The organism is Gordonia gummivorans (assembly GCF_022513585.1).
In the GTDB taxonomy this organism is placed as follows: Bacteria; Actinomycetota; Actinomycetes; order Mycobacteriales; family Mycobacteriaceae; genus Gordonia.
Window position 1 is genome coordinate 100,584 of sequence record NZ_JAKWBF010000007.1, and the last position, 12,208, is coordinate 112,791.

Annotated in this window: 15 protein-coding genes; 8 read left to right on the forward strand and 7 right to left on the reverse strand. The window is 65.5% G+C overall.

The features are described from left to right. Positions 1-225: 225 nt before the first annotated feature. Positions 226-1,260 carry a TerC family protein gene (locus MKW15_RS07480; protein ID WP_240856956.1) on the forward strand — a complete coding sequence of 345 codons (1,035 nt, stop codon included), beginning with the start codon at positions 226-228 and terminating at the stop codon, positions 1,258-1,260. Positions 1,261-1,277: 17 nt separating this feature from the next. On the opposite strand, the gene MKW15_RS07485 is transcribed toward MKW15_RS07480, so the two are convergent. Together MKW15_RS07485 and MKW15_RS07490 are read right to left on the reverse strand one after the other, a co-directional pair. Then, entirely contained in the window at positions 1,278-1,562 is a 285-nt protein-coding gene (locus tag MKW15_RS07485; RefSeq protein WP_240856957.1) for a YciI family protein, read from the reverse strand. A 40-nt stretch (positions 1,563-1,602) separates the two neighbouring features. After that, the gene (locus tag MKW15_RS07490; RefSeq protein ID WP_240856958.1) at positions 1,603-2,142 is read right to left on the reverse strand and encodes an amino-acid N-acetyltransferase; all 540 of its coding nucleotides are present in this window, start codon (positions 2,140-2,142) and stop codon (positions 1,603-1,605) included. Positions 2,143-2,286: 144 nt separating this feature from the next. Between MKW15_RS07490 and pgsA the strand changes: the two genes are divergently transcribed. The 5 genes from pgsA (at position 2,287) to MKW15_RS07515 (ending at position 5,795) form a co-directional block, all read left to right on the forward strand. Beyond that, the gene (pgsA, locus tag MKW15_RS07495) at positions 2,287-3,018 is read left to right on the forward strand and encodes a CDP-diacylglycerol--glycerol-3-phosphate 3-phosphatidyltransferase (RefSeq protein ID WP_240856959.1); all 732 of its coding nucleotides are present in this window, start codon (positions 2,287-2,289) and stop codon (positions 3,016-3,018) included. A 137-nt stretch (positions 3,019-3,155) separates the two neighbouring features. Beyond that, entirely contained in the window at positions 3,156-3,476 is a 321-nt protein-coding gene (locus MKW15_RS07500) for a helix-turn-helix domain-containing protein (protein ID WP_240856960.1), read from the forward strand. 107 nt (positions 3,477-3,583) lie between these two features. Then, on the forward strand, positions 3,584-4,405 hold the full coding sequence (locus MKW15_RS07505; protein WP_240856961.1) for a PspA/IM30 family protein: 822 nt from the start codon (positions 3,584-3,586) through the stop codon (positions 4,403-4,405). Positions 4,406-4,407: 2 nt separating this feature from the next. Further along, positions 4,408-5,610: a glycosyltransferase gene (locus MKW15_RS07510; RefSeq protein WP_240857036.1), complete on the forward strand. Its 1,203-nt coding sequence runs from the start codon at positions 4,408-4,410 to the stop codon at positions 5,608-5,610. Beyond that, the gene (locus MKW15_RS07515; RefSeq protein ID WP_240856962.1) at positions 5,601-5,795 is read left to right on the forward strand and encodes a DUF3046 domain-containing protein; all 195 of its coding nucleotides are present in this window, start codon (positions 5,601-5,603) and stop codon (positions 5,793-5,795) included. The genes MKW15_RS07510 and MKW15_RS07515 overlap by 10 nt, the downstream gene beginning before the upstream one ends. A gap of 4 nt (positions 5,796-5,799) precedes the next feature. Here the strand turns inward: MKW15_RS07515 and MKW15_RS07520 are convergent, their stop codons facing one another. Further along, positions 5,800-7,092, reverse strand: coding sequence for a reverse transcriptase family protein (locus MKW15_RS07520; RefSeq protein WP_374246647.1), 1,293 nt, complete (start codon positions 7,090-7,092; stop codon positions 5,800-5,802). Positions 7,093-7,293: 201 nt separating this feature from the next. Here MKW15_RS07520 and recA point away from each other — a divergent pair, with 201 nt between their 5' ends. Next, positions 7,294-8,337, forward strand: coding sequence for a recombinase RecA (recA, locus tag MKW15_RS07525; protein WP_240856964.1), 1,044 nt, complete (start codon positions 7,294-7,296; stop codon positions 8,335-8,337). A 5-nt stretch (positions 8,338-8,342) separates the two neighbouring features. Continuing rightward, the gene (locus MKW15_RS07530; protein ID WP_240856965.1) at positions 8,343-8,867 is read left to right on the forward strand and encodes a regulatory protein RecX; all 525 of its coding nucleotides are present in this window, start codon (positions 8,343-8,345) and stop codon (positions 8,865-8,867) included. On the opposite strand, the gene MKW15_RS07535 is transcribed toward MKW15_RS07530, so the two are convergent. Genes MKW15_RS07535 through MKW15_RS07550 form a run of 4 tightly spaced genes read right to left on the reverse strand, consistent with a single transcriptional unit; the run spans position 8,864 to position 12,199 of the window. Continuing rightward, entirely contained in the window at positions 8,864-9,775 is a 912-nt protein-coding gene (locus MKW15_RS07535; protein ID WP_240856966.1) for an amino acid ABC transporter permease, read from the reverse strand. The two genes, MKW15_RS07530 and MKW15_RS07535, sit on opposite strands and share 4 nt — an antisense overlap. Continuing rightward, the gene (locus tag MKW15_RS07540; protein WP_240856967.1) at positions 9,772-10,443 is read right to left on the reverse strand and encodes an amino acid ABC transporter permease; all 672 of its coding nucleotides are present in this window, start codon (positions 10,441-10,443) and stop codon (positions 9,772-9,774) included. Before MKW15_RS07540 ends, MKW15_RS07535 begins: the two co-directional genes overlap by 4 nt. A 15-nt stretch (positions 10,444-10,458) precedes the next feature. Then, the gene (locus MKW15_RS07545; protein ID WP_240856968.1) at positions 10,459-11,469 is read right to left on the reverse strand and encodes a glutamate ABC transporter substrate-binding protein; all 1,011 of its coding nucleotides are present in this window, start codon (positions 11,467-11,469) and stop codon (positions 10,459-10,461) included. Position 11,470: 1 nt separating this feature from the next. Further along, positions 11,471-12,199: an amino acid ABC transporter ATP-binding protein gene (locus MKW15_RS07550; RefSeq protein WP_240857037.1), complete on the reverse strand. Its 729-nt coding sequence runs from the start codon at positions 12,197-12,199 to the stop codon at positions 11,471-11,473. Positions 12,200-12,208: the final 9 nt, after the last annotated feature.

Consider the following 12,208-nt stretch of genomic DNA (forward strand, 5'->3'; position numbering starts at 1 on the left):
CGGCCGGGTTTCCATGTCGGAATTGTTCGGTTAGGCTGGGCAACGATCGAAGAGGGGAGTATCCCCGATCTCGTGGCGTTTCCGTCAATACGGTCGAGATGTCATCCGGTGCCGAACACCGTGTGCTCATGTCCCGGCCCGGATGCGCCGGTCCGGTTCAACCCCCGGGCGGGAGAGACCTCTGGCATCGCAACGTAACGCTGCGCGCTGGAGGTAGTAGGTCTCATGGTTGTCTCGCCCACCGTCTGGGTCATCACCTGTGTGGTGATCCTGGCGCTTTTCGTCTTCGACTTCTTTGCCCACGTGCGTGTTCCCCACGCGCCGTCGCTGAAGGAATCCGGTACCTGGTCGGCGGTTTACATCACGATCGCACTGATCTTCGGCCTCTTCGTCTGGTGGAAGTGGGGTGGCACCTACGGCGGTGAGTACTACGCCGGCTATGTCACCGAGAAGGCACTGTCCGTCGACAACCTGTTCGTCTTCGTCATCATCATGTCGAAGTTCGCCGTGCCCAAGGAGTATCAGCAGAAGGTGCTGCTCCTGGGCATCGTGATGGCGCTGGTGATGCGCGGTATCTTCATCGCGGTCGGTGCCGCGGCCATCAATGCCTACAGCTGGGTGTTCTACCTGTTCGGTGCATTCCTCATCTTCACCGCGATCAAGCTGCTGCGTGAGAGCGACGATCCCGTCGAACACGAGGAGCAGCGCGAAAGCCGACTCGAGCGGTTCGTGAAGCGAGTCCTGCGCACCCATGACGAATACGACCGCGACAAGCTGTTCACCCGCGTGAACGGCAAGCGGCTGGCCACCCCGATGCTCACCGTGCTCATCGTCATCGGGTTCACCGACGTGTTGTTCGCCCTGGACTCGATCCCGGCGATCTACGGACTGACCCAGGAGGCCTACCTGGTGTTCACGGCCAACGCGTTCGCACTGATGGGTCTGCGCCAGCTGTACTTCCTGCTCGGCGGACTGCTCGACCGCCTCGTCTACCTGTCCTTCGGGCTGTCGTTCATCCTGGCGTTCATCGGCGTCAAACTCGTGCTGCACGCGCTGCACGAGAACACCCTGCCGTTCATCAACGGCGGCGAGCACGTCAGCGTCCCGGAGATATCGACACCGATGTCGCTCGGCGTCATCGTCGGCACGCTGGTGATCACGACGGTGGCCAGCCTCTTGTCGTCGAAGAAGCCGGATGCCGAACAGGTGGAAGCCGCCGAGCCGTCAGAACCGGAGAAGCAGCGACCGTCGGAGCCGTGACGCGAAGGCTGTAGCAATCAGTCACCGAACGGACCGTAGATGTTGGTCCACTCCTTGACCTCGACGGCGTCGATGGCCTCGTGCGCGTTGAACGGATCGTTCGCGAGAAATGCCTCGGCACCGTCGAGGTCGTCGGCGCGGACGAGGATCAGCGCGCCGGTGCCGTCGGGGTAGGGGCCGGCGATGAGGATGTTGCCGGCGCTGTGTTCTTCGCCGAGCCACTCGCGGTGCAGCGCGCGGTGCTGGTCACGGATCGCTGCCTTGGCGGGGCGATATGTGTAGTGGACGGCGAAGATCGCCACTGTGTGCTCCTCGGTGGTGTTGGGTCGAATGGGGGTCGGGTCAGAGGTTGGCCAGCATCCTGGTGTTACCCAGCGTATTCGGCTTGACGTAGCTCAGGTCGAGGAACTCGGCGACGCCGGTGTCATAGGACCGGCACATCTCCTCGAACACCTCGCGGGTGACGGGGGTGCCCTCGATCTCGACGAATCCGTGCCGGGCGAAGAAGCTGGTCTCGAAGGTGAGCACGAAGACCCGGGAGAGCTGAAGCTCACGTGCGACGTCCATGAGGCGTCCCACGAGAACGTGGCCGATCCCGCGTCCGGCATGGGCATTGTCGACGGCGACGGTGCGCACCTCGCCGAGGTCGGCCCACAGCACGTGGAGCGCACCGCATCCCACGACCACGCCGTCGACGTCGGCGACCCAGAACTCCTGGACGGCTTCGTAGAGGGTGACCAGGTTCTTCTCGAGGAGAATGCGGCCCGCGTACTGATCGATGAGCTCCTTGATGCGCGGTACGTCGGAGGTTCGTGCGCGACGGATCACGGTCGACCCGGGGGTCGTGGCAGGCGTTCCGGTGCCGTCGGCGTCACTGTGCATACGGACATCTTGCCTTCTCGGCATGGGAGTGTCCGGGGCTGGTTCCGACCTCGTCGCAACCGCGTATGGAACGGGCCGATACGCTGGGCACGTGCGGATCTACCACCTTGCCGGCAAACAGGCGACACGGCAGGGCGTGTGCCCATGACCGAACGGATGCGGCGGGCGGTCGGCGAGCACCCCATCGCGAATGCGGGACGTGGTCCCGACCACATCACCGATCCGGTCGACCCGGTGCCGGTGATGAACATCGCGAACGCCCTCACCGTGTTCCGGATCATCCTGGTCCCGATCTTTCTGATCGCATTGTTCGTCGACGGCGGCGAGAGCACCACGTGGCGGATCGTGGCGGCGGTGATCTTCGCGGTGGCCGCGCTCACCGATCGGTACGACGGACGAGTGGCGCGCGAACGCGGCCTCATCACAGACTTCGGCAAACTCGCGGATCCGATCGCCGACAAGGCGCTGATCGGGGCGGCGCTGATCGGGCTGTCGATCCTCGACATCCTGCCGTGGTGGGTGACTGCGGTGATCCTCGCGCGCGAGCTGTGGGTGACGGCCCTGCGATTCTGGGTGCTGAGGCACCGCGTCATCCCGGCCAGTCGCGGTGGCAAGCTCAAGACCCTCCTGCAAGCGGTGTCGATCGGGCTCTATCTACTTCCGCTCAGTGGTGCCTGGCAGGTCGCGGCGGACATCATCATGGGCGTTGCTCTGGTCATCACGGTGCTCAGCGGTCTCGACTACACGTGGCAGGCTTGGTCGGCCCGGACCAAGGGGCGCGAGGACGAGTCGGAGTCGACCCGAGATCACGACGCGGCGCCTGGACGCAATGGTTCGCTGCGCGATGACGCGTCCGAACGACAGACCGGGGTGTGAACGGCGCCCGGCCAGAACTTCGACTACTGTCGTTCAAACGGATCGTCGGGGAACGGAACGACCGGCCGGTGCGTTGAATGACCTGAGTGCACCCGTATGGGTGGCAGGTCAGGGGAATCAGACGGAGAGGGGTCTCGATGGCGATGCTTCTGCGCGAGGCACTGGGCGAGAGCCTGCGCCGGGTGCGTACAGACCAGGGCCGGACGCTGCGCGAGGTGTCCACCGACGCCCGGGTGAGCCTCGGCTACCTCTCGGAGGTGGAGCGCGGACAGAAGGAGGCGTCGAGCGAACTGCTCGCGGCCATCTGTGATGCGCTCGACGTGGAGATCGCCGATCTGCTCCTCGACGCGGGCAACGCGATGCGGCCTGCCGAACTGGCCGGCTCCGAGTTCGAGTCCACCGTGGTCATCCCGGCCCCGGCCGATCATCGCAAGGCAACGGCACTCGCCGCAGCCTGAGACCGTCTCCGACGGCGTCAAGCAGATGACGCCGCCACCATTGCGCCGTCTCAGACGCTAAATTGGGGTGCAAAGTTCTCTACCGCTGAATTGGAGTGACGACGAGCATGGCGAACCCGTTCGTGAAGATGTGGCGCTACCTGATGGCACTCGGAAACCAGAAGATCGACGAGAACGCCGATCCCAAGGTGCAGATCCAGCAGGCCATCGAGGATGCGCAACGTCAGCACCAGGCGTTGAGTCAGCAGGCCGCGTCGGTCATCGGCAACCAGCGTCAGCTGGAGATGAAGCTCAACCGCCAGCTCGAAGAGGTGGAGAAGCTGCAGGCCAACACCCGGCAGGCGCTGACGCTGGCCGATCAGGCCGCGGCCGCCGGTGACACGCAGAAGGCGACCGAGTACACCAACGCCGCGGAGGCATTTGCTGCCCAGCTCGTGACCGCGGAGCAGAGCGTCGAAGACCTGAAATCACTGCACGATCAGTCGCTGCAGGCCGCCGCGCAGGCCAAGAAGGCGGTCGAACGCAACGCACTCGTCCTGCAGCAGAAGCTTGCCGAGCGGTCGAAGCTGCTCAGCCAGCTGGAGCAGGCGAAGATGCAGGAGCAGGTGAGCGCCTCGCTCAATCAGATGAGCGAGCTGTCGGTGCCGGGCAACACCCCCAACCTCGACCAGGTCCGCGAGAAGATCGAACGTCGATACGCGAACGCACTCGGGTCGGCCGAGCTGGCCCAGAACTCGGTGCAGGGTCGGATGGCGGAGGTCGAGCAGGCGGGCATCCAGATGGCCGGACACTCACGACTGGAGCAGATCCGTGCGAGCATGCGCGGTGAGGCCCTCCCGTCCGCGGGCGCTCAGGGCGCGGTTGCGCCGCCCGCCGCGGCTCCGGCGCCTCCGTCGGTCACCAAAGAGCCCGGACAAGCGGGTAGCTGACGCTGCGCGTTGCGATAGTCGCGGGTCCCGATGCGGGACATGCCTTTCCGGCGTTTGCGCTGGCCGAGCGATTCGCCACCGGAGGCGATGCGCCAACCGTCTTCACCGGCCTGCGATGGCAGGATGCGGCTCGTCGGCGCCAGGTGGACATCACTGAGTTGCCTGGACTCGCCGTGGCCGAGAACGACGATGATGCCGATGCCGGCGAGAAGTTGTCCGCGCGTGCGGCCAGGATGGCGGTTGCTCTCCGGCCGTTGATCGACAGCGGTGATCACGACTTGGTGATCTCCGACGTCATCACCGTGGCAGGCGGTTGGGCGGCCCAGATGTGTGGGCTGCCGTGGATCGAGCTGTCGCCGCACCCGCTGTATCTGCCGTCGAAGGGATTGCCACCCGTCGGCTCGGGACTCGCTGCGGGCACCGGCGTTCGCGGACGGTTACGTGACAGCGCGATGCGCGCCTTGAGCGCCACGTCGGTCCGTCAGGGGGAGCGGCAGCGGGAGAGCGCCCGCGCCACCGTCGGATTGACCGGCGCCGGGTCTTGCCCCGACGCCCGATTTGTGGCGACGCTTCCCGGACTGGAGGTGTATCGGCCGGATTGGCCGGCTCGCACCCATCTGATCGGACCGCTGTTGTGGGAGCCCACCGACGAGTCGTTCGACGCGCCGAGGGGGCCCGGGCCGCTGGTGATCGTCGCGCCGTCGACCGCGGTCACCGGAGCGCAGGACATGGTGACGGCGACGTTGCGCGGGTTGTCGGAGCTGAAATCGCCGGTCCGCGTGGTGGTTTCGTCGCTCGACCCGCCGGATGTGGTTACCGGGCACCCGAACATGACGGTGGTGTCCGGCCTGGGCCGTCAAGACGAGATCCTCGCCGACGCCGACCTCGCGGTGTGCGGTGCCGGGCACGGGATGCTGGCCAAGGCGCTGCTCGCCGGAGTGCCGGTGGTGACGGTGCCGGGCGGCGGTGACCAGTGGGAACTCGCCAACCGGGTGAACCGTCTGGGGGCGGGTCGTTTGGTGCGCCCGGTCACCGCCGACGCGATCACCGATGCCGCCCGCACGATCCTTGCCGATCCCGGATTCACCGACGCTGCACGGCGCATCGGCGCGTCCAACGCGGATGTCGTCGACCCGGTCGCGGTGGCACGACACGTGGTCGCCATCGCCGCCGGGAGGGAACGTAGGGTGGGACCGTGCGCCTGACCGAGTTCACCGATCTGATGACTGCGGAATTCGGTGTGCCGTCGGCAGATTCGATCCTTGTCGACCATGTGCTGACCGAGTTCGGTGGCCGCACGGGCGCACAGGCCATCGACGACGGGGAGGACCCACGCGACGTGTGGGTGGCCATCTGCCGGGACTTCGACGTGCCGAAGCAACGGTGGTAGGCGCCTACCAGTGCACGTGGTCGGCCATGTCCAGCAGACGTCTGCGTCGGGTTTCGGAGGTCGCGCCGACCCAGGCGATGAGGCCGTACACATGCGCGCGGAAATCCGGGTGGGCGCTGTGGTTCTGTGATTCGGGGCCGTGCCGGGCCGCGTTGTGCAGCAAGGCCCGCAGCCGGTCGTAGTCTTCGCGCGACACCTGCGGGCGGTCGTTGACCACGAGGCCGGCCAGGCGCTGACGCTGGTGCGCCGGCATGATGCGCACCTTCTCCGGGTGCACGACAAACCCGCAGTCCTCGACGATCCGGAGCAGCGTCCACAGCGCGCGGTCGGCGTCCATGGCATCCCCGGAGACTGCCAGGTCGTCGCCATATCGTGTGTAACGCAACTGATTTCGTCGGGCGTATCCGTCGAGTCGTTGGTCGAGGCGGAGCAATGCGAGATTCGCCAGGTGTGGTGACGTCGGCGCACCCTGCGGGAGATGGCGTCGGCGCAGCAACCCGGCGTGCGCGGGATCGACGTCGATGAGTTGGTCGGGAGGTGTCGTGGTGGTGCACAGTTCGGCCAGTACCCGTGCGACACCCGCCGGATATCCCGCCTGCGCGAACACGTGTCGGACCCGCGACACGGTGATCGACTCGAAACAATGGCGAAGGTCGGCGCGCAGGACCACCGGTCGATCGCTGTGCGCCCACGCGAAGGCCGCGGTCGAGCCGCCGGGAACAAAGCCGCGCGCAGCCGGATGCGCCGGAATCCGTTGGACGAGACGGCGCAGGATCCGGCGCTGTGTTTCCCGCAACATGGGTTTGGGTGCTTCGATGATCCTTGTGCCGGTGCGCTTTTCGCGGTGGGACACCCGATAGTGCCGCAGGGCCGGGCGTGCTGTGGTCAGCCACGACCCGCGGTCGGCGAACCAATCCACCTCCGCCGGTGTGAGAGCCAGCCAGGCCGCGACATCGTCGACACCGGTGAGGACGGGCAGTTCGTAGGGGAGGGAATCGATCGGTGCCGGACCGGGCAGGTCGATCGGGTGGCCGCGGTGCTCGGGTTGTTGCCATCGGCGCAAGGCCTCACGGATGAGGGCCGGTCGGGATGACCGGAACGTGCAGCAGCGGCGCCGTGAAGCACGCGAAGCGTGCCGTCCGGCGTCGGACGCAGAGACCAACTGTGGAATGTACCCAGGGGTTGCCCCTGAGACGGATCGATTGATCCACTCTCGCCCCGACCTGCCCCACCACGCAGATGACGCTAACCGATCGTCGGGACTCGGGCAGATCTGACGCGCGTGTCGCCTTGCCATCGAACACGTGTTCGTCCATGCTGTGGGTCAGAGGGAACCGGGAGCGAGGCTCTCGCGTCCAAGAGAGTGTCACAGAAGAACGCAATGCCGCAGAAGAACAGTTTTGTCATAGCCCGCAGATAACGTGCAGACGTGAAATCCCGGACATCGAAATCACCAGCCGGACAGAAGTCACCTGCCGGACAACGGAGGAGAAACCCCATGGCACCAGCCCCGCAAGACCGCGAGAAGGCTCTCGACCTGGCTCTCGCGCAGATCGACAAGAACTTCGGCAAGGGATCGGTGATGCGGCTCGGAGAGGAGACCCGCCAGCCGATCGAGGTCATCCCGACCGGCTCGATCGCGCTCGACGTCGCGCTCGGCATCGGTGGTCTGCCGCGTGGACGCATCGTCGAGATCTACGGACCGGAGTCCTCGGGTAAGACCACCGTGGCGCTGCACGCCGTGGCGAACGCGCAGGCGCAGGGCGGTATCGCGGCCTTCATCGACGCGGAGCATGCGCTCGACCCCGACTACGCGGCCCGGCTCGGTGTCGACACCGACGCACTGCTGGTGTCGCAGCCCGACACCGGCGAGCAGGCACTGGAGATCGCCGACATGCTGATCCGCTCGGGTGCGCTCGACATCCTCGTCATCGACTCGGTGGCCGCGCTCGTGCCGCGCGCCGAGATCGAGGGCGAGATGGGAGACAGCCACGTCGGCCTGCAGGCCCGCCTGATGAGCCAGGCGCTGCGCAAGATGACCTCGGCGCTGAGCAACTCCAAGACCACGGCCATCTTCATCAACCAGCTCCGCGAGAAGATCGGCGTGATGTTCGGCTCGCCGGAGACCACCACGGGCGGCAAGGCGCTGAAGTTCTATTCGTCTGTGCGACTGGATGTCCGGCGCATCGAGACGCTGAAGGACGGTACCGACGCGGTCGGTAACCGCACGCGGGTGAAGGTCGTCAAGAACAAGGTGGCGCCGCCGTTCAAGCAGGCCGAGTTCGACATCCTCTACGGCCAGGGCATCTCCAAGGAGGGCTCGCTGATCGACATGGGCGTGGCCGAGGGCTTCATCCGCAAGTCCGGCTCGTGGTTCACCTACGAGGGCGATCAACTCGGCCAGGGCAAGGAGAACGCCCGCAAGTTCCTGCTCGAGAACACCGACATCCGCGACGAGGTCGAGAAGAAGATCAAAGAGAAACTGGGTATCGGCGCGGTCGTCGACGCCGACGATGTCGCACCTGCCCCGGTGGAGTTCTGAACCGGATGACCGACGCCTCGGACCCCGAGGAGCCCACCGGTCCCAGTGCCTGGGACGCGGCGCTACGGCTTCTCGGGGTCCGAGCGCGTTCTCGCCAAGAAATGGCGCAGCGGCTGGCGCGCAAGGGTTTTGACGAGGACACGGTCGCCGACGTGATGGCTCGGCTCGACCGTCACCAGCTCATCGACGACACCGACTTCGCCACGGAATGGGTGCGCTCGCGGCACGCGCATTCGGGCCGCGGTCGGGTGGCACTACGGCACGAGTTGCGGGCCAAGGGAATCGACGAATCCACCATCAGCGCCACCCTCGCGGAGGTGGACCCGGACGACGAACGGGCGATGGCCGCGAGCCTCGTCGCGCGCAAACTGACCCCTTCCGCGGCCGAGCGCGTGGCTGCCGACCCGGCCGAGCGCGACAAGGCCTTTCGCCGGCTGGTCGGCATGCTGGTTCGGCGGGGCTACGCGCAGTCGATGGCGATCGACGTCGTGACCGAGGAGCTCGAGGTACGCCTAGGAGACACGCCCTAAGTGCCGGTTGACCGCGACGACTTGGCAATGAACGGCATGTTCTCCATCGCGGCGGCGTCGGCCTGGTCGTGGTCGGGTGTGTCGACCTTCCGGCGACCCGAGCGCAGCCGCTTCTCCAACCAGGTCGCAAACCACGACAGAGCGAAGTTGATGGCGATCATGATGACCGCGACCACGAACAGCGCCGGGATGTAGTTGCCGTAGCGGGCCGACGACAGCAGTGCCGACCGGATGATCTCCGAGTAGCCGATGATGTAGCCGAGCGCACTGTCCTTCAGCGCGACGACCATTTGAGAGACCAGCGCCGGCATCATCGCCGTGATCGCCTGCGGCAGCAGGATGACGCGCATCATCTGTCCCTTGCGCAGACCCAGGGCCTTGGACGCCTCGGTCTGGCCGTTGGGCAGCGAGTTGATACCCGAGCGCAGGATCTCTGCCATGACCGACCCGTTGTAGAGCGTCAATCCGGTCACGACCGCGGCGAAGGCCAACTGTGACGCCGGCACGATGCCGTAGATCGCGAACAGGAACCAGGTGAAGACCATCAGGATCAGCACCGGAATTGCCCGGAACACTTCGACGAAGAACCCGGCGACGAGGCGTACCCATAGGTGATCGGAGAGTCGTCCGATACCCAGCACCGCACCGAGGATCAGGGCGAGGACGATGGATACCGCCGCTGCCGCCAACGTGCGGAACAGGCCGGGAAGGATGTACCCCGACCAGGTGCTCCACTTGAGGAAGGGGCTCCACTTCTCGCCGAGGAACTGGTCGTTGCCGGCGAGCACGATGATCACCCATGCCGCGATCGCAATCAGGACTGCGATGAAGACGACCGCGATGATGCGGTTGCGCATCCGGGCCTTGGGCCCGGGTGCGTCATAGAGGACGGTTGCGTCGGCGCTCATCGCTTCACCGCCAGTCGCTTGGCCAGCCAGCCGAAGATGAATCCTTCGGTGAGGGTGATGATCATGAATCCGACGGCGATGATGCCGAAGATCAAGAACAGTTGGTCGGAGTAGGTTTCGATCTCTGTCTTCATCAACAGCGACGCCTCGGCAACACCGATCGCGGAGGCGATGGTGGTGTTCTTCGTCAGGGCGATGAGGACGCTGCCGAGCGGACCGATCACCGACCGGAGCGCCTGCGGCAGCACGATGACCCCGAAGACCTGGGTGAACGACAGTCCGAGTGACCGCGCCGCCTCCGCCTGGCCGAGGGGCACCGTGTTGAAGCCGGAGCGAAGTGTCTCGCAGACGAAGGTCGCCGTGTAGGCGATGAAGCCGACCACGGCGAGCCAGAAGTTGTTGGTCTTGAGCGTCGAGGAGAACGTGACGCCCAGGTTGTAGGAGAGGCCGATGGCACAGAACAGGATGATCAGCGTGAGCGGTGTGTTGCGAAAGACGTTGACGTACACGGTCGCGAATCCGCGCATCACCGGTACCGGCGACACACGCATGCCGGCGAGAATGATTCCCCAGACCAGCGAGCCGATCGCGGAGAAGAAGGTCAGCTGAAGGGTTACCCAGAATGCAGGCCAGAGTTCTGGCCCCATGGATTCCCAGAGTTCACTCATGTCGTGTCACCTTCCTCACTGCAGATCGGCCGGGCACGGTGTCGACGGGGAGTCGAGGAACTCGAGATTGCCCGGGTCGGGTTTGTAGGAGAAGCTGTCGTTGCGTTCGGCGCGGGTGGCGATCATGTCCACATACGAGGTGCCGAGGTTGTCCTGCAGCGCCTTGGTCCACGGTGAGGTTCCGCCGGCCTCGGGGGTGAGCATCTTGTCGAGGGCGGCGTTGATCGCTTCCTGCGACGCCGTGTCGCCCTTGCCGAGCCCGATGCCGTAGCGCTCGGTGGAGAACGGCGCGCCGGCCTTCTTCAGCACCTTCTTGCCGCTGCTCGTCACACACGCTGCCTTGGGGTAGGTCATCTCGACGAGCTTGAACTGTTCACCCCAGAAGTTGTTGTAGCCGGCCAGGATCGCCTCGTCGGTGGTCAGTGCGTCGACCTTGCCCCGGCGTAGTCCCTCGACGCAGGCCGAGTACGTGTCGTACTCCTGGAGTTGGACCGACGGCAGTTGCGCCTTGACGTTCTGCGCCGACGTCGACCCCGAGACAGAGCACAGCTTCTTGCCCTTGTTGAGATCGGTCAGGGTGTTGATCGAGTCGTCGTCCTCGCGGACCAGCAGGCCCTGATAGGTCGTGAGGTAGGGCCCGCCGAAGTCGACCTTCTTCGACCGTGCCGCGTTGATCGAATAGGTGGCGGCGATCATGTCGACCTCGCCGTTCTCGATCATCGCCTCGCGGCGCGCCGACGGCGTCTCACGCCAGGTGATCTTCGGATGGTCGACGCCGAGTTGATCGGCGATGGCGTTCACGACGTACGTCGACACATCGGCGTCGAAGCCGTCGACCCCGCCGGTCTCGGGGTCGTACAGGCCGAGGCCGGGCTGATCGAACTTCACGCCGAGGACCACGTTGCCGTCCCGGATGGAATCGAGCAGGTTGCGCGGTTCGGTGCTGCCGCACGCGGCAAGGAATCCGCCGACGATCGCCACGGCGAACACGAGAACACCGAGACGTTTTGTCGAGTTGCGTGCCATCTCAGTGGCCCAGGATCTTGCCGAGGAAGTCGCGGGCCCGCTCCGACTTCGGTTGGGTGAAGAAGGATTCCGGATCGGTGTCCTCGACGATTGCGCCGTCGGCCATGAAGATGATGCGGTCGGCCGCCTTGCGTGCGAAGCCCATCTCGTGGGTCACCACCAGCATGGTCATGCCCTCTTTGGCGAGGGACACCATCACGTCGAGCACCTCGTTGACCATCTCGGGGTCGAGCGCGGAGGTGGGTTCGTCGAACAGCATCACCTTGGGTTCCATGGCGAGCGATCGCGCGATCGCCACACGCTGCTGCTGTCCGCCGGACAACTGCGCGGGGTACTTGTCCTTCTGGGTGGCGATGCCCACGCGCTCGAGCAGGGCGAGAGCCTGTTTGGTGGCGTCGGCCTTGCTCTTCTTGCGCACCTTGGTCGGCGCGAGGGTGACGTTGTCGATGATCGTCTTGTGCGAGAACAGATTGAAGGACTGGAAGACCATGCCGACGTCGGCGCGCAGCCCGGCGAGGTCCTTGCCTTCGGCGGGAAGCAGTTTCCCTTCGACGTAGATCTCGCCGCTGTCGATGGGTTCGAGCCGGTTGATGGTTCGGCACAGGGTCGATTTGCCCGAGCCCGACGGCCCGAGCACCACGACGACCTGCCCGGTCGGCACTTCGAGATTGATGTCCTTGAGCACGTGCAGCGAACCGAAGTGTTTCTGCACATCCTTCATGACGATCATCGGCGACCC

Bases quoted from the DNA above. Each gene is read 5' to 3' on its own strand.
- MKW15_RS07480 (WP_240856956.1), top strand. From the start codon at position 226: ATGGTTGTCTCGCCCACCGTCTGGGTCATCACCTGTGTGGTGATCCTG.
- MKW15_RS07490 (WP_240856958.1), bottom strand. From the start codon at position 2,142: ATGCACAGTGACGCCGACGGCACCGGAACGCCTGCCACGACCCCCGGG.
- pgsA (WP_240856959.1), top strand. From the start codon at position 2,287: ATGACCGAACGGATGCGGCGGGCGGTCGGCGAGCACCCCATCGCGAAT.
- MKW15_RS07500 (WP_240856960.1), top strand. From the start codon at position 3,156: ATGGCGATGCTTCTGCGCGAGGCACTGGGCGAGAGCCTGCGCCGGGTG.
- MKW15_RS07505 (WP_240856961.1), top strand. From the start codon at position 3,584: ATGGCGAACCCGTTCGTGAAGATGTGGCGCTACCTGATGGCACTCGGA.
- MKW15_RS07520 (WP_374246647.1), bottom strand. From the start codon at position 7,092: ATGGCAAGGCGACACGCGCGTCAGATCTGCCCGAGTCCCGACGATCGG.
- recA (WP_240856964.1), top strand. From the start codon at position 7,294: ATGGCACCAGCCCCGCAAGACCGCGAGAAGGCTCTCGACCTGGCTCTC.
- MKW15_RS07530 (WP_240856965.1), top strand. From the start codon at position 8,343: ATGACCGACGCCTCGGACCCCGAGGAGCCCACCGGTCCCAGTGCCTGG.
- MKW15_RS07535 (WP_240856966.1), bottom strand. From the start codon at position 9,775: ATGAGCGCCGACGCAACCGTCCTCTATGACGCACCCGGGCCCAAGGCC.
- MKW15_RS07540 (WP_240856967.1), bottom strand. From the start codon at position 10,443: ATGAGTGAACTCTGGGAATCCATGGGGCCAGAACTCTGGCCTGCATTC.
- MKW15_RS07545 (WP_240856968.1), bottom strand. From the start codon at position 11,469: ATGGCACGCAACTCGACAAAACGTCTCGGTGTTCTCGTGTTCGCCGTG.
- MKW15_RS07550 (WP_240857037.1), bottom strand. From the start codon at position 12,199: ATGATCGTCATGAAGGATGTGCAGAAACACTTCGGTTCGCTGCACGTG.